The 24424-nt window shown below is 64.8% G+C and carries 18 protein-coding genes, 1 pseudogene and 1 riboswitch; of the genes and pseudogenes, 3 read left to right on the forward strand and 16 right to left on the reverse strand.

The features are described from left to right. Positions 1 to 144 precede the first annotated feature (144 nt). From scpB to CT676_RS02635, 6 genes are all read right to left on the reverse strand, one after another. A complete protein-coding gene (gene scpB, locus CT676_RS02610) occupies positions 145 to 894 on the reverse strand; it encodes an SMC-Scp complex subunit ScpB (protein ID WP_063983111.1) in 750 nt (249 codons plus the stop codon). Positions 895 to 915: 21 nt separating this feature from the next. After that, a complete protein-coding gene (locus CT676_RS02615; protein ID WP_063983110.1) occupies positions 916 to 1755 on the reverse strand; it encodes a ScpA family protein in 840 nt (279 codons plus the stop codon). Continuing rightward, the gene (gene nagZ / locus CT676_RS02620) at positions 1752 to 2780 is read right to left on the reverse strand and encodes a beta-N-acetylhexosaminidase (protein WP_135213748.1); all 1029 of its coding nucleotides are present in this window, start codon (positions 2778 to 2780) and stop codon (positions 1752 to 1754) included. Before nagZ ends, CT676_RS02615 begins: the two co-directional genes overlap by 4 nt. 46 nt (positions 2781 to 2826) lie before the next feature. Then, entirely contained in the window at positions 2827 to 4428 is a 1602-nt protein-coding gene (locus CT676_RS02625; RefSeq protein ID WP_135213870.1) for an SPOR domain-containing protein, read from the reverse strand. Positions 4429 to 4569: 141 nt separating this feature from the next. Continuing rightward, positions 4570 to 6360: an arginine--tRNA ligase gene (gene argS / locus CT676_RS02630; protein WP_135213749.1), complete on the reverse strand. Its 1791-nt coding sequence runs from the start codon at positions 6358 to 6360 to the stop codon at positions 4570 to 4572. A gap of 9 nt (positions 6361 to 6369) precedes the next feature. Then, a complete protein-coding gene (locus CT676_RS02635; protein ID WP_135213750.1) occupies positions 6370 to 7578 on the reverse strand; it encodes a deoxyguanosinetriphosphate triphosphohydrolase in 1209 nt (402 codons plus the stop codon). A gap of 123 nt (positions 7579 to 7701) precedes the next feature. On the opposite strand from CT676_RS02635, the gene erpA reads away from it, so the two are divergent. After that, a complete protein-coding gene (gene erpA, locus CT676_RS02640) occupies positions 7702 to 8031 on the forward strand; it encodes an iron-sulfur cluster insertion protein ErpA (RefSeq protein ID WP_014495044.1) in 330 nt (109 codons plus the stop codon). A gap of 245 nt (positions 8032 to 8276) precedes the next feature. Next, the gene (locus CT676_RS02645) at positions 8277 to 9179 is read left to right on the forward strand and encodes a hypothetical protein (protein WP_135213751.1); all 903 of its coding nucleotides are present in this window, start codon (positions 8277 to 8279) and stop codon (positions 9177 to 9179) included. Between the two features lie 68 nt (positions 9180 to 9247). Here the strand turns inward: CT676_RS02645 and CT676_RS02650 are convergent, their stop codons facing one another. After that, on the reverse strand, positions 9248 to 11578 hold the full coding sequence (locus CT676_RS02650) for an ATP-binding protein (RefSeq protein ID WP_135213752.1): 2331 nt from the start codon (positions 11576 to 11578) through the stop codon (positions 9248 to 9250). Between the two features lie 133 nt (positions 11579 to 11711). Here CT676_RS02650 and xth point away from each other — a divergent pair, with 133 nt between their 5' ends. Further along, a complete protein-coding gene (gene xth, locus CT676_RS02655; RefSeq protein ID WP_135213753.1) occupies positions 11712 to 12509 on the forward strand; it encodes an exodeoxyribonuclease III in 798 nt (265 codons plus the stop codon). Between the two features lie 105 nt (positions 12510 to 12614). Here the strand turns inward: xth and CT676_RS02660 are convergent, their stop codons facing one another. The 9 genes and pseudogenes from CT676_RS02660 to CT676_RS45105 all read right to left on the reverse strand — a co-directional run bounded on the left by CT676_RS02660 (position 12615) and on the right by CT676_RS45105 (position 24409). Further along, positions 12615 to 13445, reverse strand: coding sequence for a tetratricopeptide repeat protein (locus tag CT676_RS02660; RefSeq protein WP_071913596.1), 831 nt, complete (start codon positions 13443 to 13445; stop codon positions 12615 to 12617). Continuing rightward, on the reverse strand, positions 13432 to 15156 hold the full coding sequence (gene ilvD / locus CT676_RS02665) for a dihydroxy-acid dehydratase (protein WP_071913594.1): 1725 nt from the start codon (positions 15154 to 15156) through the stop codon (positions 13432 to 13434). The genes CT676_RS02660 and ilvD overlap by 14 nt, the downstream gene beginning before the upstream one ends. Positions 15157 to 15568: 412 nt before the next feature. After that, the gene (locus tag CT676_RS02670; RefSeq protein ID WP_135213754.1) at positions 15569 to 16027 is read right to left on the reverse strand and encodes a GNAT family N-acetyltransferase; all 459 of its coding nucleotides are present in this window, start codon (positions 16025 to 16027) and stop codon (positions 15569 to 15571) included. A 75-nt stretch (positions 16028 to 16102) separates the two neighbouring features. Next, positions 16103 to 17257 carry a ribonucleotide-diphosphate reductase subunit beta gene (locus tag CT676_RS02675; RefSeq protein WP_135213755.1) on the reverse strand — a complete coding sequence of 385 codons (1155 nt, stop codon included), beginning with the start codon at positions 17255 to 17257 and terminating at the stop codon, positions 16103 to 16105. 10 nt (positions 17258 to 17267) lie between these two features. Next, a pseudogene (locus tag CT676_RS02680) lies at positions 17268 to 20171 on the reverse strand (ribonucleoside-diphosphate reductase subunit alpha). Positions 20172 to 20292: 121 nt separating this feature from the next. Next, a riboswitch (cobalamin riboswitch) is annotated at positions 20293 to 20511 on the reverse strand. A 113-nt stretch (positions 20512 to 20624) separates the two neighbouring features. Then, positions 20625 to 21203 carry a hypothetical protein gene (locus CT676_RS02685; RefSeq protein WP_135213756.1) on the reverse strand — a complete coding sequence of 193 codons (579 nt, stop codon included), beginning with the start codon at positions 21201 to 21203 and terminating at the stop codon, positions 20625 to 20627. Between the two features lie 61 nt (positions 21204 to 21264). Next, positions 21265 to 22275, reverse strand: coding sequence for a hypothetical protein (locus CT676_RS02690; RefSeq protein WP_135213757.1), 1011 nt, complete (start codon positions 22273 to 22275; stop codon positions 21265 to 21267). Between the two features lie 17 nt (positions 22276 to 22292). Beyond that, positions 22293 to 23333, reverse strand: a complete 1041-nt coding sequence (locus CT676_RS45100; RefSeq protein ID WP_244623045.1) for a TonB-dependent receptor — start codon at positions 23331 to 23333, stop codon at positions 22293 to 22295. After that, entirely contained in the window at positions 23330 to 24409 is a 1080-nt protein-coding gene (locus CT676_RS45105; RefSeq protein WP_244623046.1) for a TonB-dependent receptor plug domain-containing protein, read from the reverse strand. The genes CT676_RS45100 and CT676_RS45105 overlap by 4 nt, the downstream gene beginning before the upstream one ends. Between the last annotated feature and the right edge of the window lie 15 nt (positions 24410 to 24424).

Consider the following 24424-nt stretch of genomic DNA (forward strand, 5'->3'; position numbering starts at 1 on the left):
GGCCGGGGACCCGGCCGATCTTCCCGGAAACCTAGGCTTGGCAGGCCTCAAAAACAAGGACCAAGGCAGCGCCAATTCGCTGTTGGCGCTACGTAATCTTGCCAGTGTTAACTGGTCGCAGGGAGCCTCTAAGCGGCCGGGACGTCAGTCCTCGCTGCCACCCTCGCCGCCCTCATTGCCGCCTTCCGGCGTCTCGGGCTCGACCGCAGGCGCCAGCGCCAGATCCAGGTCCTCGCCCGGTTCCAGCGGATCCTCGTCCTCGCGCAGCTGCGGGTCATCCGACGGGGTCGGCACGCTGAATCCGGTCGGCAGGCGCGAATCCAGCAGGCCCGTGCCCTTCAGCTCCTCCAGGCCCGGCAGATCGCCAAGCTGTTCCAGGGTGAACTGCGACAGGAAGTCCTCGGTGGTTCCGAAGGTCAAGGGGCGGCCGGGCGTCTTGCGACGACCGCGCGGCTTGATCCAGCCGGTCTCCAGCAGCACGTCGAGCGTGCCCTTCGAGGTGACGACGCCGCGGATCTCTTCGATCTCGGCGCGCGTCACCGGCTGGTGATAGGCGATGATCGCCAGCACCTCGATCGCGGCGCGCGACAGGCGGCGGGTCTCGGTGCTCTCCCGCGTCATCAGCCAGGCGAGATCGCCGGCGGTACGGAAGGTCCATTTGTTGGCGACGCGCACGAGATTGACGCCGCGCAAGGCATAGTCGGCCTGGAGCTGTTCGAGCGCAGCCTTGACATCGACCCCATCAGGCATGCGCTTGGCCAGCGTCGCGGTGTCCAGCGGTTCATTCGAAGCAAACAGCAGCGCTTCCAGCAGCCGCAGCTCTTCAGGACGTGCCTGGGACTCGTTCTCCATCGGCTCGGCCTCTTCTACCCGCACTTCAGCCAGGCTTGCCATGGTAGCTTCTCCTTCTTGCACTTAACCGACCGGCGCATCAGGCGCAGGAGCTGCGTCCACGACCGGTTTCGGGCGCCCCTTCCGGAAATAGATGGGCGCGAACGCCTCTTTCTGGTTCAACTCGAGCTGACCTTCACGCACCAGTTCGAGCGCAGCCGCAAAGCTCGAGGCGAGCACCGTCGCGCGCTGCGTCGGATCGGCAACGTGCCGGAGCAGAAAGTCGTCGAGAACGCCCCAGTCGTCCTGTTCGCTGATGCTGCCGACAAGCCGCTCCAGCGTGGCGCGTGCCTCAGCGAGCGACCACACCGTGCGCTTGGCCAGATGCACGCTCGCCAGCACGCGCGACTGGCGCTGCGCGGCATAGGCGGTGAGCAGGTCGTACAGCGTCGCGGTGTATTTCGGGTGCTTGATCTCCGCGATCTGCTCTGGCTCGCCGCGCGGGAAGATGTCGCGCAGCAATTGCTGCCTGTTCATCAGCCGGTTGGCGGCTTCGCGAATGGCTTCCAGCCGGCGCAGGCGGTTGGCGAGCGCGGTCGCCATCTCTTCTGCGCTCGGGCCTTCCGCACTGGGCGGCTCCGGCAGCAGCAGGCGCGACTTCAGGAAGGCAAGCCAAGCCGCCATCACGAGATAATCGGCGGCAAGCTCCAGCCGGATCTTTCGCGCGGCTTCGATGAAGTGGAGGTACTGGTCGGCCAGCGCCAGGATCGAGATCTTGGCGAGATCGACCTTCTGCTGCCGCGCCAGCGCGAGCAACAGGTCGAGCGGGCCCTCATAGCCCTCTACGTCCACAACCAACGCCGGCTCACCCTCGGCGAGCTCTGCAGGCCGCCCGGTTTCAAACGATAGGATTTCTGCGGTCATGCGGATGCCGTGTTTGCCCGTGCGATCAATGCGTCCAGTTCGGCGCGTGCGGCCACCCGGTCGAACGGCTGCGGTGCCTTGCGCGACGCAAGTGCGGCCTTCGCGCGCGCCAGCGCCGTGCCGGACAGCTCAGGTGTCTGGCCGGCGACCTCGCGCATCTCCTCGATGTTGCCGTTGCAATGCAGGGCCATGTCGCAGCCGGCCGCGAAGATGGCGCGGGTCCGTTCGGCGATATCCCCCGACAGCGCGTTCATCGACACGTCATCACTCATTAACAAACCCTGGAACCCGATCACGCCGCGAATCACCTGAGTGATCATTGTCGCAGAAGTCGTCGCCGGATGGGCGGGGTCGACCGCGCTAAACACAACATGTGCAGTCATGGCCATCGGCAGGTCGGCCAGCGGCTTGAATGCCGCAAAGTCGGTCCGGTCGAGCTCATCCCTCGGAGCATCGACCGTCGGCAGTTTGAAATGGGTGTCGGCGGTGGCGCGTCCATGTCCGGGAATGTGCTTCAGAACCGGCAGCACGCCGCCCTGCTCCAGGCCCTCGGTGACCGCGCGCGCGATCGCGGCAACCTTGCCCGGCTCAGTGCCGTAAGCCCTGTTCCCAATGACGGCGTCGGCACCCGGCACCGGCACGTCAGCCAGCGGCAAGCAATCCACGGTAATGCCAAGATCGGTGAGATCCGACGCAATCAGCCGGGCGCTGAGGCGCGCAGCCGTCAATCCGAGTACCGAATCAGCGTCGTACAAGGTCGAGAAAATCGCGCCCGGCGGATAGACCGGCCAGTGCGGCGGGCCCAGCCGCTGCACCCGGCCCCCCTCCTGGTCGATCAGGACAGGCGCGTCAGCCGCGCCCGCAGCCGCCCGCAATTCCTCAACCAGCGCAGCAACTTGAGCCGGCGCCTCGACATTGCGCTTGAAGAGGATGAAGCCCCATGGGCGTTCGGCACGGATAAACTCCCGCTCGGCGGCGGTTAGTTCCGTTCCGGATACACCGGTAATGAAGGCCCGCGTGCTCATAACGGCCGATTAACCCTGCCCCGCGAGGGGGTCAAGGAAACGGCCGTTAATTCCTCTGGACGAAGCAGGCTGACAGGCCAGCGGACTTCAGGCTGTTGCAAGCCTGCGTCGCTTCCTCGGCCGAACCATAGGGTCCGGCGAAAGCGCGATAGACGACCCCCTTGCCCTTGTCGGTCAGATCGACCCGCTTGATCACCGGCGAGCGCGATCCAAGCACGCTGCCATATTTGCTCTGAAGCACCCGGTAGGACGCGGCCGCGCTGTCCTCGCTCTGCTGCGAGGAGACCTGCACGACGTAGCCGCCACCACCATTGCTGGCGGGCGTGATTTGCGTCGGGTTGGTCGCAGCCATCCGCTGCGGCACCTCCGCAACCGGCGTCGATTGCGGCGCAAGCGAGAGCGGCTGGTTGGCACTGGCATTGGCCGAAGTCGGCGGATTGCGCGGCGCAGGCGGTGCGGCGGGCCCGGCAACGGGCTTCGGCGCGGCTGCCGCCGGCTTGGCGGCCGCGGATTGCGGCGCGGTGCTATCGGTCTGATCGGCCCTCACGGCCACAGTCCTGATCGAGCGCGGCGTGTTGGCCGGCAGCGTGCCGTTGCTCGGGATTGGACCCGCGCTTGGCGGCGGGATCGTGGACGGCGACACGCTCGCGACCGTTGGCGGGTTCGCGTTCTGGTTCAGTGGCGGGAACACCACGCGCGGACCGCCCGCCTTGGCAGCGACGTCGACAGGCGCCTCTTCACGCGGCACGATCTTCTCGGAGCCATCGCCGCTCGCCATGCGATCCGGCACCTTGGCCGAGGAGTCGATCGGCGCCGGCACGATCTTGGTCGGCGTGTTGTCCGCCTTGATGATCGGCGGCTCGCCGCTGCGAGGCGAACCGACATAGGTCTTGTAGGCGAAGGCCGCGCCAGTGCCGACCACGGCAAGCGCGAGGATCGCTGCGACCGTCATCATGCCGCCGCGCGGCTTCTTCGGCTCGTCGAGATCGGCCTCGGGATAGTCGCTCTGGAACGCGTAAGGATCGTCCGGATAGGCGGGATCGCGCTGATAATCCTGCTCGCCGCCCTCCAGCCGTCCATAAAGCGCATCGTCGTAGCGTGCCGGATCAGGTGGCTGATGCGGCTCCTGATAGGCTTGCTCCTGGTAAGCCTGATCATGCTGCTGGTGAGCGCGGCCCTGATGGGCCTGATCCTGATAGGCCTGCGCTTGATGGGCCTGATCCTGGTAAGCGTGGTCCTGATAGGCCTGCGGCTGATGGAAATCAGGCTCGGGCGCGGTCGGCTGAGCTGAATAGCGGTGCAATGGATGAACCGGGTTCACAGAAACGGGATAGTCGGGCTGCTCGGGCGCGGGCTGCGGCTGCACGTTGGCGCGCCGCATCCATGAGGGCGGCCCGGGCTGAGCCGGCGGCGCCTGCTCGGCATAATCCTGCCGATAGTCGTCCTGCGGATAGTCGTGGTCCTGATAGCTCTGCGTTGGCGATGCCGGCGGCTGCGCGCTCGGCCGTCCCTGCGCTGCGAATGGATCGGTCTGTCCGATCAGGCGGGCGAGTTCGGCCAAGGGATCGTTGTCCGCCTTCCCATGCTGATCGCCACCGCGACCATAGCCATCGGAAGGAAACGTTCTGTCCTGATATCGTTCGGCCATCGTGATGATGCGTCCCTTCGGGAAAGCCGCGCGCCCCTCGACCAAGGCGCGGCTTTCGACCCACAAGGCATTCAACCAAGTCTAAGCGGTCCGGCTTCTGCCGGTTACCCCCAAAATTCCCCTTAAGTAGTTCGCCCCAAACTACCGCATCTCGTCCGGAGCATGGACGCCGAGGATGGCGAGGCCCGATGCCAGGACAGAGACGACGCCCTGGACCATGGCCAGTCGCGCCTTTGTAAGATCTGCATCATTATTGATAATGAAGCGTAAATAGGGCAAATCGCGCCCCTTCGTCCAAAGTGCGTGAAATTCGCTCGCTAAGTCATAGAGATAGAAGGCAATTCGGTGCGGCTCATGGGCCGCGGCGGCGGCCTCCAGCATGCGCGGAAAAATTGCGAGGCGCTTGAGCAGCTCGAGCTCGACCGGGTCCGACAGCCGTTCCACCGCCGACTCGCCGAGCCACGCGATCCGCTTGCCGGTATCCTCAGGCAGTTCCGGGAACACCTCGGCCCGGGCGTTGCGGAAGATCGAGTGGCCGCGGGCGTGGCCGTACTGGACGTAGAATACCGGGTTGTCGCGCGACTGCTCCATGACCTTGGCGAGGTCGAAGTCGAGCACCGCATCGTTCTTGCGGTAGAGCATCATGAAGCGGACGGCGTCCTGGCCGACCTCATCCACCACTTCGCGCAAGGTGACGAAGTCCCCGCTCCGCTTCGACATTTTCACCGGCTCGCCGTTGCGCAGCAACTTCACGAGCTGGACGATCTTGACGTCGAGCGCGCCCTTGCCGGATGTCGTCGCCTTCACCGCCGCCTGCATCCGCTTGATGTAGCCGCCATGGTCGGCGCCCCAGACGTCGATCATCTCGGCGAAGCCGCGATCGAACTTGTTCTTGTGGTAGGCGATATCCGAGGCGAAGTAGGTGTAGGAATTGTCCGACTTGATCAGCGGACGATCGACATCGTCGCCGTAAGCGGTCGCCTTGAACAGGAGCTGCTCGCGGTCTTCCCAATCCTCGACCGGCGCGCCCTTCGGCGGCGGCAGGCGGCCTTCATAGATGTCGCCCTTGGCCTTCAGGAAATCGATGGTCTCGGCAACCTTGTTGTTGCCGGTCTCGATCAGCGAGCGCTCGGAGAAAAACACGTCGTGGCGGATGTTGAGGGCTGCGAGATCGTCCTTGATCTCGTCCATCATCATCGCGATCGCCTTGGCGCGTACCGTCGGCAGCCACTCGGCCTCGCTCATCGCAAGGAGCTTGTCGCCGTGCTCCTTCGCCAGCGCCGCGCCCACCGGCTTCAGATAGTCGCCGGGATACAGCCCTTCCGGGATCGCGCCGATGCTTTCGCCAAGTGCCTCGCGGTACCGCAGGAAGGCGGAACGCGCGAGCACGTCGACCTGCGCACCGGCATCGTTGATGTAGTATTCGCGGGTGACGTCGTGGCCACCGAACTGGAGCAGGCTTGCCAGCGCGTCGCCGAACACGGCGCCGCGGCAATGGCCAACATGCATCGGTCCGGTCGGGTTCGCCGAGACGTATTCGACATTGACCTTGGAGCCACCGCGGACGCGGCCGTAGTCGGCCCCCTCGCGCAGCACCGTCCGCAACGCCTCGGCCCAGGCGGCCGGCTTCAGCGTCAGATTGATGAAGCCGGGACCGGCGACATCGACCTTGGCAATCAGCACGTCGGCACGGAGCCGCTCGGCGATCTGCTCGGCGAGGTCGCGGGGCTTTGCCTTTGCCTCTTTCGCAAGCACCATGGCGGCGTTGGTCGCCATGTCGCCATGGGAGGCGTCGCGCGGCGGCTCGACCACCACGCGCGAGAAATCGATACCCTCGGGCCAGTTGGCGTCCGCTGCGAGCGCGCGGCAGGCGGCGTGCACGCGTGCGAGCACGTCGGCGAACAGGTGCAGTGCTGAGGATGTGTCGGGCATGGCCGCCGCCTAACGCAAATCCGGGGTCGAGTCAAAGAGCCGCTGGTGCTCGGTCAGGGCGAAACGGTCGGTCATTCCGGCAATGAAATTGCCGATCCGGCGGGCCCGGTCGCCCTCATTGTCCGCCTCCGCCCCCAGCAGCCATTCCGGTGGCAGCTCACCGGAGGATGTCAGGTATTTTGCGAACAGGTCGAACAGAATCTGTTCCGCCTCCCCCATCACCCGCATCACCCGCTTGTGGCGGTACATGTGCTGATAGAGGAAGCGCTTGATGGCGGCCTCCTCCTCGGCAACCGCCGCCGGGAACGTGACCAGCGCCCGGCTCTGCCGGCGCACGTCCTGGGCTGATTGCGGTTTTACGACGGCGAGGTTCTTCTGCGCCTCCGAATACACCGCACCGATCAGGTGTGAGATCAGCTCGCGCACCAGCTCGGCGCCGCGCCGGACGTCTTCGAGATCGGGATAATGCGCTGAGGTCTCGGCGATGATCTCCGCGGTCAGCGGCATCACCTTGAGATCATCGAGATGGAACAGGCCGGCGCGCAGACCGTCATCGATGTCATGGGCGTCATAGGCGATGTCGTCGGCGATCGCGGCGACCTGCGCCTCCAGCGAGGCGAAGCTCCACAATTCGAGATCGTAGGTCTTGATGTAGTCGGCGATGCCGACCGGAATGCCATGCTCGCGATAGGGCCCGACCGGCGCGCCGCTGCGATCCGTCAGCGGGCCGTTGTGCTTGACGATGCCCTCCAGCGACTCCCAGGTCAGGTTGAGACCGTCGAACTCCGGATAGCGATGCTCGAGCGACGCGACGACCCGCAAGGTCTGGGCGTTGTGGTCGAAGCCGCCGAAATCCTTCAGGCAGGCATCCAGCGCCCGCTCGCCGGCGTGGCCGAACGGCGGATGGCCGAGATCATGAGCCAGCGCCAACGTTTCCGTGAGGTCCTCGTCCAACCCGAGCTGCCGGGCCAGGGCGCGAGCGATCTGCGCCACCTCCAGCGAATGGGTCAGCCGGGTGCGGTAGTGGTCGCCCTCGTGGAACACGAAGACCTGGGTCTTGTACTTCAGGCGGCGGAACGCGGTGGAATGGATCACCCGGTCGCAATCCCGCCGGAACGGGCTGCGGGTCCGGCTCGGCGGCTCCACGACCAGCCGGCCGCGGCTGCGGTCGGGGTCGCAGGCATAGGGCGCACGGGGGGCTGCCATTCCGACGGACACGACGAATTTAGTCCCTATCCATTTGATTCTGCGTATGCTTGCACTTAACTATGCCGGACGCGGGATACCAAATGAATTGGGCAAGTGAAGTTGGTATGACCGCGGGACTATCGGAGACGAGCTATGACGACTGACGTGACCATCAGTGACCGCGCCGCACGCCGGATTGGGGAGATCCTCAAGGGCGAAGGTTCTGGCGCGATGCTGCGCATCTCCGTCGAGGGCGGCGGCTGCTCGGGCTTCCAGTACAAATTCGACATCGACCGCGACCGCACCGACGACGATCTTGTGATCGAGCAGGAGAATGCCGTCGTGCTGGTCGATTCCGCCTCCCAGCCGTTCCTGGCGGGCTCGCAGGTCGATTTCGTCGACGATCTGATCGGCGCCTCGTTCCGCGTCAACAATCCCAATGCGACGGCGTCCTGCGGGTGCGGGACCAGCTTCTCGATCTAGCCCGACTTAAAATCTGAAAAACAACCCCATGCAAAGTAGCCGGGAGCCGGCACGATGCATTTCGGACTTTACGAAAATCGTTTGACGCGTCGGGCAAATCAGGGGTAATTTGTGATCATCGCGAGGTCCCCAAGGGGGCTCGGCGGGTCCGTCCGATACAGTCTGACGCCGAAGCGGCCCCTGTCCAATCATTCTAGAAAGCTTAAATCTCGTCAGCGGCGCCAATAGCGGTATTAAATTATCCAATGCGCATTATTGATCGTCTGTTCTCTTGCCTCGCTCTATTCCTTGCAATCGCAGCCGTCCCGGTGCTTCCCGCGCGCGCGGCCGAAACCTGCCCGTTCATCAGCGCCCAGGAGCTCGCCCGTGCGATGCCGGCGCTCAAATGGTCACTGATTTCAAATCAGGACGGCCGCGGCTGCATCTACCAGGGCGGGCGCGGCGACACGATGATGTTGACCGTGTTCCGCAATCCCGACAAGGACCGCGCCAGGGAATTGTACGCGACCTTCGTCAAGACGCTTGGTGAGCGCATGCCGCTGAACGCAGTCGCGGGGATCGGCGACGAAGGCCAGGGCGGAACGAGCACCGCCGGCGCGGAGCGCCAGGAGGCCTCGGTCGTCGCCCTGTCCGGCGATTACATTCTGCAGATCAGCGTCTATCCGATCGGCCGGCGTGCCGACGACGCGCTGCTCGGGCCGATCACCGAAGCCGCGCGCGTTGCCATCGCCAACGTGAGCAAGAGCAGCGAGCGGTTTGGCAATTGCGAGTGGCTCACGGCCGCGGATGCCGACGGCTTTCTCGACAAGAGCACGCTGACGGTCCAGCGGACCGGCGCCGGCAGCTGCATGATGTTCGATCGCGAGGCCAACACCATGACCGTCGCGGTGATCGCGATGTCGCGCGACACCGTCATCAGCGTGATGAAGCGCGCGGGCCCGTGCAAACATTTGGCGATACCCGAGCTCGGCAGTGAAGCGTTCGGCGAGCATTCCTGCACCAAGGGCAACGGCAACGCCGTCAACATCTATGTCTGGAAGAACGGCAGGCAGGCTTCGATCCTGTTCGCGCCGGTCAAGCCGCATCCCGAGTCCGCCTCGGTCGAACGCCTGAAGGCGGTCGCCGGGCGCGTCTATGGAAAACTGTAGCGGCGCCGCGTTACATTGCCGGCGCACGCGCCAGTAGCTCAGCGGGACCAGCTTCTCGATCTGACCGGCTAGATGCCGGTCATCTGCCTTTCCTCGTCCGTCCACGCGACATCAAGCGGCGTCAGCTCCGGCTGAAGCGACGCGTCCTCCGACATCATGTGGCCGTCGAGCGCGCGCAGCAAGGCGGCGGCGAGTGCGGGCTTACGCAACGGCTTTGCCAAAAAATCCGACATGCCGGCCTCGCGGCAGATCTTGACGTCCTCGGGGAAGGCGTTGGCGGTCAGCGCGACGATCGGCAAGGCTTCGAAGCGCCCGCCTTGCGCGCGGATCGCCCGCGTCGCGGCAAGGCCGTCCATGTCCGGCATGCGCACGTCCATCAGCACGACATCGTAATCGCTCTCCGATGCAGCCTCGACCGCCTGGACGCCGTCGGTGACGACGCGCAGCTCGACCTCGAACGCCCCCAACATCTTGGTCACGACCATGCGGTTGACGGCGTCGTCCTCGGCCACCAGCACCTTCAGCGGCCGGTCGAGCCCCGCGATCCGCGCCTTGAGCTCGTCGGCTTCATCGCTGCCCGCGGCCTGGTCGGAGGCCTGAGCCTGGCTCCAGGGCAGCACCAGCGTGAAGCGGAAGGTCGAGCCCTCGCCCGGCGTCGAGGTGACGCCGATGGTGCCGCCCATCTGCTCGATGATGCGCCGGGAGATTGCAAGCCCAAGCCCGGTGCCGCCGAAGCGGCGACTGATCGAGGCGTCGGCCTGCGCGAAGTCGGAGAACAGCTCCCCGAGTTTCTCAGGCGCGATGCCGATGCCACTGTCGGTCACGGTCCATTCGACGGTCGCAAGCAGATCGCGGCGCGCCTGGCAGGTGGCCTTGATCGTCACCTCGCCTTCGTCGGTGAACTTTACCGCGTTGGAGGCGAGGTTGAGCAGCACCTGCCGGATCCGCGCGACATCACCGCGCAGCGTCGGCGGCAGGTTCGGGTCGAGCTCGACCTTGACGGCGAGCCCCTTGCTCTTGGCGCCTGCGCGCACGACGGTCGCAACCGTCTCGACCAGCGCCTGCGGCGCAAAGTCGATCGCCTCGAACGCGAAGCGTCCGGCCTCGAGCTTGGACAGATCGAGGATATCGTTGAGGATGCGCTGGAGATTGTCGCCGGACTCGCGGATCGAAGTGACGGCCTCGTGCTGCTCCGGATCGAGCCTGGTTTCCAGCAGCATGCTGGCAAGCCCGAGCACGCCGTTCATGGGCGTGCGGATCTCGTGGCTCATCACCGCGAGGAAGTCGGACTTCGCGCGGCTCTCGGCCTCCGCCTTTTCCGCACGCCAGCGCTCGGTGACGTCGCGGCCGAAGCCGCGATAGCCGAGGAACTGGCCGTCGCGGTCGTAGGCCGGCTTCGCGGTGAGCGACCACAGCCGCGCCTCGCCGCCGGCGACGACCTTGAGGTTCATCTCGTGCAGCGGCTCGCTCTGCTCCATCAGGCCGACGACGTTGTAGGCTGCGCTCTTGTCGTCGGGACAGAGCATGTCGAGCACGTCGACGAAATGCGAGCCCTTCAGCAGCGGAAGCGGAAGCTGCGCCACTTCGGCGAAGCGTTGGGGCACGTCGACGAGATGCCCTTCGGCGTCGGTCTGCCACAACCAGTCGCTGGCGTTCTCCTGAAAGTCCTTCAGCAGCAGCGAGATGATCTCGGTCTGACGTTCGAGCTCGAGCCGGGCCTTGAGATTGCCGAGGAACAGATTGCCCTGCGAGACGATGTTGCGCGCCATGAAGAACGCGAACAGCAGCAGGAACACCGCGGTCAGCAGATACGGGCCGGTGCCGCACAAGAACAGCGCGCCGGCGCAGGCCATCGTCACGGTCGCAAGATAGACGAGGCCCGCGCGCGGGAAGGTCGACAGCGTGAAGGCGCCGCCGGACATCATGCCGACCATCAGGCAGGCCAGGATGAGCTGACTGGTCGGCTCGACCCGGCTGAACAGCGCGAGCGGCAGCGTGCCCCAGATCGCCGCGAGGAAGAACGCCTGCCGCAGCATTTGCCGCGCGGCGCGCGGTGACGCTTCCTGCGGCGGGCTTTGATGCGACCGCCGCCACGCGCGCACGGCAAGTGAGGCGGTGACGGCGAGGGTCATGCCCCAGATCGCGAGGAAATCGTTCCAGCCCCTGCCCCAGAACAGGATCAGCACAATGGCGACGTTGAGCATGGTGACGGCCATGGTCACCGGGATCGCGCGCATCACCGCGTCGATCTGCTTGGCGCGGATGCGGCGCAGCTCGCGCTCGCTGAGATCGGCGGTCAGGCCGTCCTCGATCTCGAAGCCGCCGAGCCAGTACAGGAACGCGCCGATCAGGCCGTCGCGCGGCTCAGCTTGCTTCATGGATTTGTCCGGCCATCCCATTCGAAAAACCTTTTCGGTATCAATGGCCCGAGCCCGGCTTAAGCCGGGTTAATTTTGTGGGAGATTTTGCGGCGTCCTTGACGGGCGCGTTTGCAGTTTGTTCTAACCATGGCCCCTGCCCGGAGCCCCACCAATGCCCATCAGAATTGCTACCTGGAACGTGAACTCGGTCCGGCAGCGGATCGACCTGCTGCTGACCTGGCTGAAGGAATGCCAGCCGGACATCGTCTGCCTCCAGGAGATCAAATGCGTCGACGAGGCCTTCCCGCGGCTGGAGATCGAGGCGCTGGGCTACAACGTGGTCACCCACGGTCAGAAGACCTTCAACGGCGTCGCTTTGCTCTCGAAGCTCCGATTCGACGAGACCAAGTCGGGCCTCGCCGGCGACGACGAGGATGCTCATGCCCGTTTCCTCGAGGGCGTGGTCACGCTCAAGCACGGCGTGCTGCGCATCGCCTGCCTCTATCTGCCCAATGGCAATCCGGTCGGGACCGAGAAATATCCTTACAAGCTCAAATGGATGTCGCGGCTTCTTGAGTATTCGAGGGAGCGCCTCAAGGCCGAGGAGCCGCTGATCCTCGCAGGCGACTTCAACGTCATCCCGCATGCCCGCGACGTCCATAATCCCGCCGCCTGGACCGAGGACGCCCTGTTCAAGGCCGAGACGCGGGAGAGCTTTCAGTCCCTGCTGGGCCTCGGCCTCACCGACGCGCTGCGCGCGGTCACCGACGAGCCCGGGCTCTACACCTTCTGGGACTACCAGGCCGGCGCCTGGCAGAAGAACCATGGCTTGAGGATCGACCATCTGCTGCTGTCGCCGCAGGCCAGCGACCGGCTCGCCAATGTCGGCATCGACAGCTATGTGCGGGCTTGGGAGAAGCCGTCGGACCACGTGCCGGTATGGGCGGATCTGGATCTGGAGGCGGCTTGAGCAGATGCCTGGAGGTGCTGGATGGCGCCGGCGGACTGCGCTTCGCGCAGCCAGCGGACTGCGCTTTGCGCAGCCGCGGGCTAACCTACCCGGCGGGGGTACCTACTACCGGCGGCCCTGAACGCCCTGCACCCACTGTTCCAGCATTTGCAGGCACATGGCGCGGTCGTCGTCCGAGGCCTTGGCGAAAGCGCGGTTGTAGCTTTCCTTGATCCAGGTTTCCTCGATACCGGCGCTGTCACGCGCCAGCGTCAGCCACATAAGGCCACGCGCGGCCTGCCGCGGCAGGCGGTCGCCATTGAACAGCATCTGGCCGAGCAGCGCCTGCGCCTCGTGCTGGCCCTTCTGGGCGGCAAGGCCGAGCCAGCGCGCGCCATAGCGGAAATCCTCGCGCGAGGCGTCCGGGGTCTTCAGATACAGCCGGGCGAGATCGTACTGCGCATCCGCATTGCCGAAATAGGAGGCCGCATAGGAGAACATCTCCCGCGCCCGGTCCGGATCCGACTTGATCTTCGAGTTCGGGATACCGCTCAGATAGTAGCGGCCGAGCGCGACGAAGGCGTTGGCCACGACCTGCGCCTGCGGCGCCGACGGGCTGTCCTCGGCATGCGCATTGGCGATGCGGCTGAAATATTCGAAGGCGCGCACATCGTCCTGGGCGACGCCGTCGCCATCGGCATACATGCGGCCGAGCTTGAACTGAGCGCCGGGATGACCGCCTTCGGCGGCATATTGCAGGGCGCTGAGCGAGGTTTCCTGGGGCGTGGTCGCCGGTGCCGCCACCTTGCTGCGCACGGCACCCGCGGCGCCCGGCAAGGTGGTCACGACCGGGAGGGCCGCATCCTTGCTGGCCGAGCCGTCAAAGGCGAGCGCCGGCGCGGCCAGCGCACCGACCCCCAACACAAACGCAACTATGGCACGCCTAGATGTCCGCATAGCACTGTTTCTCGTGCGCGCCGCCCGGATGGGTCACTGCCCCACCGACCGCTGGTCCAACCTGCTGAGCATACTTCCAGAGCGCACCCGACGTGTGGTTAGTCGCGCGAGCGCTCCATTTGGTCTTGCGCTGGGCGAGCTCTTGGTCGCTCAATTTTACGTTAAGGGTACCTGCGACCGCGTCGATCTCGATGATGTCGCCATCCTCGAGCAGCCCGATCGGGCCGCCGATGGCGGCTTCCGGCCCAACATGGCCGATGCAGAAGCCGCGGGTGGCGCCGGAGAAGCGGCCGTCGGTGATGAGCGCGATCTTGCCGCCCATGCCTTGGCCCGTCAGCGCCGCGGTGGTCTGGAGCATTTCCCGCATGCCGGGACCGCCCTTGGGGCCCTCGTAGCGGATCACGATGACCTCGCCTTCCCTGTAGGTGCGGTTCTGGACAGCCTCAAAGGCGTCCTCCTCCCGGTCGAAGCATCGCGCCGGACCGGTGAACCTCAGGTTAGACATTCCCGCGACTTTCACGATCGCACCTTCTGGCGCCAGATTGCCCTTCAGACCAACCACACCACCGGTGACGGTGATCGGCTTGTCTGCCGGGTGCACCACATCCTGGTGCGGATTCCATTTAACGCTTTTGAGGTTTTCGGCGATCGTTCGACCGGTGACCGTAATGCAGTCGCCGTGGAGAAATCCGTTGTCGAGCAGCGTCTTCATCAGAAGCGGTATGCCACCTACTTCAAACATGTCTTTGGCGACATAACGGCCACCCGGCTTCAAATCCGCGACATATGGTGTCTTTTTGAAGATTTCGGCGACGTCGAACAGGTCGAACTTAATGCCGCACTCATGCGCGATCGCCGGCAGGTGCAGTGCAGCATTGGTCGAGCCGCCGGACGCCGCGACCACGGCGGCGGCGTTCTCCAGCGCCTTCCGCGTGACGATGTCGCGCGGCCGGAGGTTGGAGGCGATCAGGTCCATGACCTTTTCGCCCGCGGTCGTGCAGAAAGCGTCGCGGATCTCATACGGCGCCGGGGCGCCGGCCGAGTACGGCAGTGCCAGGCCGATCGCCTCGGAGACGGTCGCCATGGTGTTGGCAGTGAACTGCGCGCCGCAGGCACCCGCCGAGGGGCACGCCACGCGCTCGATCTCGTCGAGGTCCTCGTCCGACATGGCGCCGACCGAGTGCTTGCCGACGGCCTCGAACATGTCCTGGACGGTGACCTGCTGGCCGCGGAAATTGCCGGGCAGGATCGAACCGCCGTAGATGAAGATCGAGGGCACGTTGAGACGGACCATCGCCATCATCATGCCCGGCAGCGACTTGTCACAGCCGGCAAGGCCCACGAGCGCATCATAGGCGTGGCCGCGCACGGTCAGTTCGACGGAATCGGCGATGCACTCGCGCGACGGCAGCGACGAGCGCATGCCGTCATGGCCCATGGCGATGCCGTCGGTGACGGTGATGGTGCAGAATTCGCGGGGGGTGCCGCCGGCGGATGCAACGCCCTTTTTCACCGCCTGGGCCTGGCGCATCAGGGAGATGTTGCAGGGGGCGGCCTCGTTCCAGCAGGAGGCGACGCCGACGAAGGGCTGGTGGATCTGCTCGGTGGTCAGACCCATGGCGTAGAAATAGGACCGGTGCGGCGCGCGCGTCGGGCCTTCCGTCACGTGACGGCTCGGCAGCCTCTGCTTGATGTCGGTCTTTGCGTCCATCGCAAACCAGTTTCCCCGGCCAACCCTTTCAGACCCGAAAAATCAGAGCCAAGATTTGAATCGACCTTGGGATTTCCCGTCCTTCGAAGACCGCCGATGCCCTTCAAACTTTAGAGCGATTTTATTCATGTTCGGGTGTGGCTAAAAAGCGGCGCTGATGCGAACGGACGGAGATAAGGGTTTAATCCAAGATGAGTGTTGCAGGGACAGCACAATCGTTACCGGGAAGACACGGGTTGGCTTACTGCGATACCCTCGTGATTATGACAATTCACAACCTGAGATTTCAAAGCCGCTCCGGCGCTCCCCAGCGCGGGTCTCGGGAACGGAGCGTGCCTCACCTGAGTCGCGGCGGCCCGCAGTACCAACCCCGTCATCCTGAGGCGGGAGTGATGAGCGCGAAGCGCCCAGCTCAAACCGTCAGGTCGAGCCGCATGAACTGGTTGTGCGGGCTTGCCTCATAGTCGGCGAACGGCGCGCAGGAGACGAAACCGGCGCTGCGATAGAGCGAGATGGCGGGCGCGTGCAGGGCCGCCGTGCCGGTCTCCAGGCTGAGGTGCACGTAACGCCGCCTGCGGGCTTCAGCGATGATATGGCTCAGCAGTGCGCGCCCTACCCCGGTGCCCCGCGCAGCCGGCGCGGCACGCATCGACTTCACCTCGCCATGCGTATGATCCAGCTCCTTCAGCGCACCGAACCCGAGCAGGACATCGTCCTGCCAAGCCGTCCAGAAGGTCACGGTGGCAGCCGAAAGGCCGGTGGCATCGAGAGCGAAGGCGCGCTCGGCCATGACGCTGCGCAGCTCCTCGAGATGATGTGCCAACAAGTCGGCGACATAGGGCGCCGTCGGATCGTCTCGTCTGATCTCCACCTCATCCCCCTGCTGTCGCACGCGTGCCACCGTTTAAGCACAGGTGGCACGCCCGCGGCATAGTCATGATCGGTGCTATTCCCAAGTCAGCGCACCACCATTCTGGTATTCGATGACGCGGGTCTCGAAGAAGTTCTTCTCCTTCTTCAGGTCCATCGCCTCCGACATCCACGGGAACGGGTTCTCGACCTCGGCGAACACCGGAGCGAGCCCGATCTGCGCACAGCGGCGGTTGGCGATGAAGTGCATGTACTGCTCGCACAGCGCCGCATTCAGGCCGAGGAAGCCGCGCGGCATCGTGTCCCGTCCGTAAGCGGCCTCCAGCTCGGCCGCATCACGGATCATGCCGCGAACCTCGTCCTGGAATGCCGCCGTCCACAGATGCGGGTTCTCGATCTTGATCTGGTTGATCACGTCGATGCCGAAGTTGAGATGGATGCTCTCGTCGCGCAGGATGTACTGGTACTGCTCGGCGATGCCGACCATCTTGTTGCGGCGGCCAAGCGACAGGATCTGCGCGAAGCCGGTATAGAACCACATCCCCTCGAACACGACATAGAAGGCGACGAGATCGCGCAGGAAGGCGCGGTCGCTATCCGGCGTCCCCGTCTGGAACGACGGATCGTCCAGGTGCTGCGTGTGCTTGAGCGCCCAGGCCGCCTTGTCCGTGATCGACGGCACCTCGCGGTACATGTTGAACAGCTCGCCCTCGTCGAGGCCGAGGCTTTCGACGATATACTGGAAGGTGTGGGTGTGCACCGCCTCCTCGAAGGCCTGCCGAAGGAGGTACTGCCGGCACTCCGGATTGGTGAGGTGACGGTAGATCGCCAGCACGATGTTGTTGGCGACGAGCGATTCAGAGGCTGCGAAGAAGCCGAGATTGCGCTTGATCGCGCGCCGCTCGTCCTCCGTCAGCCCGTCCCGCGACTTCCATAGCGCGATGTCGGCCTGCATCGAAACTTCGGTCGGCATCCAGTGATTGTTGCAGCCTGAGAGATACTTCTCCCAGGCCCATTTGTACTTCAGCGGAAGCAGCTGGTTGACGTCGGCGCGGCAGTTGATCATCCGCTTCTCGTCGACGGAGACGCGGCCGCCGGCGCGGTCGATCGCACCTAGGCCGGTCGGGTCGGCCGGCTCGAGCTTGAGCTGGCTCTGCGGACGCAGTGCAGTGGCTAGACTTGAGGCGGCCGGAGCGGCTGCTGTGGTTTCGGTATCGGACCAGTCGAGCATCGTCATCTCCTCACTGGCACGCTTCGCATTCGGGATCGTCGATCCGGCAGGCCTTGATGCCGTCGAGGTCCGGTGCCGCTGCGGTCGGGATCACGATCGGCGCGTGCGACACCGCCACAGACGCGGACACCGCATTGAGCTTTCCGTCGGTGCCCTTCAACGTCGATTTCTCGACATGCGTGGCGCTGCGCGAGCGCAAATAGTACGTCGTCTTCAAGCCGCGCCGCCAGGCCAGCCAGTAGAGCGCGTCGAGCTTCTTGCCGGAGGGATTGGCGATGTAGAGGTTGAGCGACTGCGACTGGTCGATCCATTTCTGCCGGCGCGCGGCCGCCTCGATCAGCCAGGCGCTGTCGATCTCGAAGGCGGTGGCGTAGAGCGCCTTCAGATCGTCAGGAACGCGGTCGATCTGGCCGACGCTGCCGTCGAAATATTTGAGGTCGGAGACCATCACCTCGTCCCAAAGCCCCCTCGCCTTGAGGTCGCGCACCAGGAACTCGTTCACGACCGTGAAGTCGCCGGACATGTTCGATTTCACGAACAGGTTCTGATAGTTCGGCTCGATCGACTGCGAGACGCCGCAGATGTTGGAGATCGTCGCCGTCGGCGCGATCGCCATGACGTTCGAGTTGCGCATGCCGCTGGACGTGACCTTCTCGCGGAGGCGATCCCAGTCGAGTGTTGCGGAGCGATCGACGTCGAGACCACCGCGCGCGTCGGCGAGAAGCTGGATGGAGTCGAGCGGCAAGACGCCCTTCGACCACAGCGAGCCCTCGAAGCTCGGATAGCGTCCGCGCTCCGCGGCGAGATCGGACGACGCTTCGATCGCGTGGAACGAGATTGCCTCCATGCTGGTGTCGGCAAACGCCACTGCCGCGTCGGACGCGGTCGGAATGCGCTGGACCTGAAGCGCTTCCTGAAAGCCCATGAGGCCGAGCCCGACGGGACGATGACGCATGTTGGAGCGACGCGCCTCCGGGATGGTGTAGAAATTGATGTCGATGACGTTGTCGAGCATCCGGACGGCGGTGGTCACCGTCCGCTTCAGCTTGGCCTGGTCGACACCATCAGGCCCGACATGGTTGAGCATGTTGATGGAGCCGAGATTGCAGACCGCGACCTCGTCGGCGGAGGTGTTCAGCGTGATCTCGGTGCAGAGGTTCGACGAGTGGATCACGCCAACGTGCCGCTGCGGCGAACGCAGGTTGCAGGGGTCCTTGAAGGTGATCCAGGGATGACCGGTCTCGAACAGCATGGTCAGCATGCGACGCCAGAGGTCGCTCGCGCGCACGGTCTTGAAGACGCGCATGCCGCCGGCTTTCGCCTTGGCCTCATAGGCCTCGTAAGCCGTCTTGAACGCCCCGCCGTATAGATCGTGCAAATCGGGCGTCTCGTCGGGCGAAAACAGCGTCCATTCGCCATCGGCATCGACGCGCTGCATGAACAGGTCCGGCACCCAATTGGCGGTGTTCATGTCGTGGGTACGACGGCGGTCGTCGCCGGTGTTCTTGCGCAGGTCGAGGAATTCCTCGATGTCGACGTGTCAGGTCTCCAGATAGGCGCAGACCGCGCCCTTGCGCTTGCCGCCCTGGTTGACGGCAATCGCGGTGTCGTTGGCAACCTTCAGGAACGGGATGATGCCCTGGCTCTCGCCGTTGGTGCCCTTGATGTGGGCGCCGAGCCCACGGACCGGCGTCCAGTCGTTGCCGAGGCCGCCGGAATATTTTGCCAGCAGTGCGTTGTCCTTGATCGACTTGAAGATGCCGTCGAGGTCGTCCGAGACTGTCGTGAGAAAACAGGACGACAATTGCGGACGCAGCGTACCCGAATTGAACAGCGTCGGCGTCGAGGCCATGAAGTCGAACGATGACAGCAGATCGTAGAACTCGATCGCCCTGGCCTCTCGGTCGATCTCGCGCACCGCAAGACCCATCGCGACGCGCATGAAGAAAGCTTGCGGCAGTTCGATCCGCTTGCCGCGGACGTGCAGGAAGTAGCGGTCGTACAGCGTCTGGAGGCCGAGGAACTGGAAGTTCAGGTCGCGCTCGGGCTTGAGTGCAGCCGCGATCCGGCCGAGGTCGAAGCGGGCCAGTTCAGGATCGAGCAGTTCGGCAACGATGCCGGTCTTCACGTAGGCCGGGTAATATTCGGCATAGCGCACAGCCATATCGGCCTGCGAGGCGAAGGTCGGCCCGGCATGGACATAGGACAGCACCTCGCCGCGGAGCTTGTCCAGCAGCAGGCGCGCACTGACATAAGCATAATTCGGCTCCTGCTCGACCAGCGTGCGTGCGGCCATGATCGAGGCCAGCGCCAGTTCGTCCTGGCTGATGCCGTCGTAGAGATTGCGGGTGGTCTCGGTGAGCACGGGTGCCGCGGAGACGCCGTCGAGACCGGCGCAGGCTTCGCCGATAATCAGCGCAAGCCGCTTGGTGTCGAGACCAACGCGCGAACCGTCGGCGAGCGTGACATGAAGTGCCGGCGCGACAGCGGGCGTCGCTTCCGCGGCCGCCTCCTCGGCGCGCTGGCGCGACCGCTCCTCGCGGTACAGCACATAGGCGCGTGCGACCTTGTGGTGCTCGCTCCGCATCAAGGCGAGCTCGACCTGGTCCTGCACATCCTCGATATGGAAGGTGCGTCCCTCGCCTGCCCGCCGCATCAACGCAGCGACGACTTCGGCCGTCAGCTGCTCCACGCTCTCATGGACGCGGCGCGAGGCGACCGCACTGGTGCCTTCGACCGCAAGAAACGCCTTGGTCATGGCGACCGCGATCTTCGCGGAATCGAACGGCGAGACCTTGCCGTTGCGACGGATGATCTGCATGGCCGGCTCGCTCGAAGCAGGCGCAAGCGATTGTGGACGCAAATGAACGATGGGTGCGGAAGCGGTGTCCGCGTCGTGCAGGTTGAGTGACATCAAAGGGCCCCGTGATGCGCGCGTTGTGTTTGAACGGGGCTGTAAGGAAGGACGCTGCAGAAACGCCGGCGGCAGAGTTGCCGGGCGGTGCGTGCAAGCGACCGCCGGACACCCCGCCCGTGGACGTTCAGATCGTCGCGGCAGGTCTCCTGGCTCGCAGGTCGTCGCCCACTTCCCGTCTTCCCGGCGCGAAAGGCACCAGTGACGATTGTTCGGAAGCAGCTCGCTGCTGACAGTTGCGGGGGCAGCGCCGGAATTCCGCGCTCTCGCGCGGTTCACCGGCTTCCCTCTTAGCCACTAAATCTTGCGATCCAGCGGAACCGTGACGCCCACATGTGGTGACATATGCAGCCGGGTGTCAACGATTCGTTGCGGGCCGGAAGCGGTGTTCCCTGTGGAATGCGGGAGTTCCCGCCTGGCTCGCGCAACCCTTGGGATGACGCACATCCAGCATTACGCGTTCCGCATCGCGCGCCCGAACGGATCGACCAGGCGGACGATCTCGCAGGCGGCGACGAGGCCGGCGAGCCAGACGGCGCTGGTCAGCCCGATGCGCGTCACGATGGCCGCAGTGAACGCGCCCTCTCCGCCAAGGAACGGCGTCGCGGCAAGCAGCGCGAGCTCATAGGCGGCGTAGGCGGCGACGAGCGCGATGGCCAGCATCAGCGGCGTGCGGCCCTGCGGCAGCAGGCGGAGAACGGTCGATGCCGCTGCCGTCGACAGCAACGCGGCAGCACCGATGACAAAGCCCCAGGCGATGGTGCTGCCATCGATGGGATAGTGCAGCACGCCAAAGCCGATGGTCTGGTTCACGAGCCAGGCGCCGGTGACGACGAGCAGCGCCGGACGCATCGGCAGCATCGCGGCGGCGACGACGGCGAACGCCGCAAACGGCGTCGCGCAGGCAAGCGCGAAGCTCGCGAGCGCGCATGACACCGTCAGCAGTGCAAAGCAGAACATCGGCGCGATGCGCGACGCGACCGGATGAAGGCGGAAACGGTCGGCGTGGGGCGGCAGGATGGTGACAGTCATGGAACGATCTCCTTGTGGGATTTGTAGCACAATTTTGCTGGAACGCGGCATCACGTCTGACTCAGTGAAGAGCCTCCATGGGATCTTCAGTCTCGGCTGGATCGCGCCGGTCGTAGGCGGCAAGCCAGGCGGCGAGTGTCACGGTGTGCGGCTCCTTGGCCGCCAATTGGCGCAAGGCCACGCGAACGGTGGCGCGCGCCGTGCGATCGGGCGGAAGCGTCGCCGTCTCAGATCCCCGCCCCTTCGCGACCGCCTCGACCACGGCCCTCTTGCACGCCGTCAGCTCCGGCAGCCCATAGAGTTCGAGCAGCGCCTGGAAGGCTGCGTGATGATCCGGCCGAAAAGCGCGCTTGCGGCCGAGCTGATCGCGGAGCGGATGGGCCGGATAGAGATGCGCGCAGGGGATCCACCCCTCAGGCAGCGGCTCGGTGGCGGCATGGGTGCGGCGATGCGCAAGCAGCTTTGGCGAGACGTGGGTGTGCGGGCCGTCAGGGCTTTGCCCGCCCGGCGGCGGGATCGGCTGGAATACCTCGGCGCGCCCGATGCGGCTGATGAAGACGCGGTGCGGATTGGCGGCCAGAATGATCCGCATGGCGTCGCTTTCGGGCGCGAACACGGATTGGCCCGTGCGGCTCCTGAGCGCGGCGACGGCATCGGCATCGCTGACACGGATGCAGGCGTCGACCTGCAACGTTCCGAGGCCAAGGTCGAACAGGATGCCGCTGCGATCCCTCGTCAGGAGCGCCTCGATATCCGGACCGAGCTCGGTCAGCACGGTACGACCACTCATGGCGCTGGCTTCATGCGGAAGACACAGCGCGATGCGGTGGCTCCAGCTCTCCGTGGTCGGCGATTCCGATGCGATCAGGCGCAGATCCGGGTGGGAGACAACGCGTATCCCACCCTTCTGCGTCACGGCGCTGATCCCGTTGCGAGACTGCTCCATATCGAAGGCCTCACCGGGCTCGCGTGTGAACTCGGCAATGGCACCGAACGTGCCGACGCTCCAGCCGGCCTCAGCGTCGGCAAGCTGGCTTGCGATCAGGTCCATGAGCGGATCGGCCGTCGTCATGAGGCTTCTCTCTCTCGCTATCTGACGTCGTAATTCGCCAGGCGAATGCCGCCATAGACGCCCAGTCCCGGCTGCAGAAAGCCGGTCGGATTTTGATAGTGCACATTGGCGAGATTATCGACCCGGCCGAACACCTTCACCTGGTCGGTGACCAGATATTCGGCTGCGACGTTGACGACAGTGTAGGCTGGAGCCAGCAGACGCAGAATGCTGAAGTCGCGGTTACCATCGACGAAACTCCCGACGTGCAACACGGTTGCGGAAAGTGTCAGCGGATCGATCGGATTCCAGATGACATTTGCGCTCCACTTCTCCTTCGGACGCCTCAGCAGCTCCAGTCCCGCCGTCGCATCCACCGCGCGGGTAAAAGTGTAGTCGGCACGAACGCGAAGCCGGTCCGTGATCGCAGCCGCGACGAAGCTCTCCGTGCCCTCCGTGATCGCCTTGCCGATATTGGTGTTGGTGCTCGCGAACGTCACGGGATCGAACGTGCTCTGGATCAGGTCCGTGATGTTGTTGCGGAAGTAGGTCGAGCCGAAGCGAACGCGATCGCCAAACAAGGGTTGCTCGAAGCCGGCGTCATATCCGACGCTTTCCTCGGGCCTGAGGTTGGGATTTGCAAAGAAGAAGAACGCGGGAAAGCTCACGTAAAGCTGGTTGAGCGTGGGCGCCTTGAACCCCGTGCCGTAGCTTCCCTTGAACTTCGTATCCGTGACCGGCACGATCACGGCAGACGCCAGACGAAAGGTCGGATGCTCTCCAAACCGCTCGTTGTCGTCCTGCCGGACGTTGGCCGTGAAGAAGACTCGATCCCGGAACTGGGACTGCAGCTCCATATACCCGGCCTTGTTGACGTTTTGCGCCGAGACCGTCGCCGTTTGCAGTGTTTCGGTCTCATGCTCCGCACCAATGATGACATTGTTGTTGGGCGCGAGCTGGGTCGTGGTGTGCCAATCATACTTGACGCGGTCGCCGGTCGTAATCGTGGCCATCACGTCGCCGGGCGAGATGTTGTAGTTCCAGTGATTGGTGTAGTTGACGCCGAAATAGCTTTTCATCCGGTCGTCGAGAGCGGACCAGACCGCCTCCCCGCGCGTGAAGAGCTGGTGCACCGTCTGCGTGCTTTGCGCGGCCGCGGGAAGCTCGCGGATGTGACGGGATCGAAGGTGTCTCCGGTAAAGCGCAGGGTAGCGTCGGTGTACCGCGCCACGCCATTGAGCGTCAGGTTTTCGCTCAGTTCGGCGCCAAGCTTCGTCGAATAAGTCATGTTGTCGTAGTTGTTGCCGATCGCCTTCTGCCCCGGCGGCAGCAATTCGACCGGCGTCACCGGCACGTCGTTCGCGTGGAAATGCGCGACGTTGAAGGCATAGTTGAAGTGGTCCTGTGAACCGCTCAGACCTGCAGTTTGATTGAACGTTCCGAACGAGCCTCCCTCGACCGAGCCGGTGGCGCGGGCGGGACCGTCGCCCTTCTTCGTCACGATGGAGATCACGCCACCCAGCGCGTCTGCGCCGTAGAGACCGCCCTGCGGACCGCGCAGGACTTCGATCTGCTGAATGTCGGAGGTGAGCAACTGGCCGAAATCAAACGAACGGTTCGGGTTGCCGGGATCGCTGACATCGATGCCGTCGATCAGGACCTTGGTGTGGTTGGAATTCGTTCCGCGCATGAAGATCGACGTCTGTCCCCCCGGACCGCCGGTCTGCACGAGGTTCAGGCCAGGAACCGCGCTCAGCGCATCGGATGCGGTCCGGCGCTGATCGCGCTCCATGTCTCTGGCGGTCAGAACCGTCACCGAGCTCGCAACCAGATTGGTCGGAGTGACAACGCCCGTCGGACTGACGACGACCGTCGGAAACAGGTTGGCCGCGGATACCCCGGCAACCGGGGGCGACGCCGGCACCAGCTCGGGCTTCGGCAGCCGAGCGACGCGCCGCTGCTCGGGCTGGTCGGGCGCAGGCCGCGCGGCTCGCGGCTTGGCCGCACGCTCGGTCGGCGCGACCTCGACCGGCGGCAGCAGATCGGGCGATGCCGACTGCTGGGCCTGGGCAATGGACAGATCGAGCGAATACAGGGAAACGAACGCGACAACGCCGGCGCGGAAGCGCCTGGCGGCAAAGACAATACGGGACACTCTTGTAACCTCGGT

The sequence above is a fragment of the Bradyrhizobium sp. MOS001 genome (assembly GCF_004634465.1).
GTDB lineage: Bacteria > Pseudomonadota > Alphaproteobacteria > Rhizobiales > Xanthobacteraceae > Bradyrhizobium > Bradyrhizobium barranii.

Coding starts and splice junctions, on each gene's coding strand:
- scpB (WP_063983111.1), bottom strand. CDS start 894: ATGGCAAGCCTGGCTGAAGTGCGGGTAGAAGAGGCCGAGCCGATGGAG.
- CT676_RS02615 (WP_063983110.1), bottom strand. CDS start 1,755: ATGACCGCAGAAATCCTATCGTTTGAAACCGGGCGGCCTGCAGAGCTC.
- nagZ (WP_135213748.1), bottom strand. CDS start 2,780: ATGAGCACGCGGGCCTTCATTACCGGTGTATCCGGAACGGAACTAACC.
- CT676_RS02625 (WP_135213870.1), bottom strand. CDS start 4,428: ATGGCCGAACGATATCAGGACAGAACGTTTCCTTCCGATGGCTATGGT.
- argS (WP_135213749.1), bottom strand. CDS start 6,360: ATGCCCGACACATCCTCAGCACTGCACCTGTTCGCCGACGTGCTCGCA.
- erpA (WP_014495044.1), top strand. CDS start 7,702: ATGACGACTGACGTGACCATCAGTGACCGCGCCGCACGCCGGATTGGG.
- CT676_RS02645 (WP_135213751.1), top strand. CDS start 8,277: ATGCGCATTATTGATCGTCTGTTCTCTTGCCTCGCTCTATTCCTTGCA.
- CT676_RS02650 (WP_135213752.1), bottom strand. CDS start 11,578: ATGGGATGGCCGGACAAATCCATGAAGCAAGCTGAGCCGCGCGACGGC.
- xth (WP_135213753.1), top strand. CDS start 11,712: ATGCCCATCAGAATTGCTACCTGGAACGTGAACTCGGTCCGGCAGCGG.
- CT676_RS02660 (WP_071913596.1), bottom strand. CDS start 13,445: ATGCGGACATCTAGGCGTGCCATAGTTGCGTTTGTGTTGGGGGTCGGT.
- ilvD (WP_071913594.1), bottom strand. CDS start 15,156: ATGGACGCAAAGACCGACATCAAGCAGAGGCTGCCGAGCCGTCACGTG.
- CT676_RS02675 (WP_135213755.1), bottom strand. CDS start 17,257: ATGCTCGACTGGTCCGATACCGAAACCACAGCAGCCGCTCCGGCCGCC.
- CT676_RS02685 (WP_135213756.1), bottom strand. CDS start 21,203: ATGACTGTCACCATCCTGCCGCCCCACGCCGACCGTTTCCGCCTTCAT.
- CT676_RS02690 (WP_135213757.1), bottom strand. CDS start 22,275: ATGACGACGGCCGATCCGCTCATGGACCTGATCGCAAGCCAGCTTGCC.
- CT676_RS45100 (WP_244623045.1), bottom strand. CDS start 23,333: ATGAAAAGCTATTTCGGCGTCAACTACACCAATCACTGGAACTACAAC.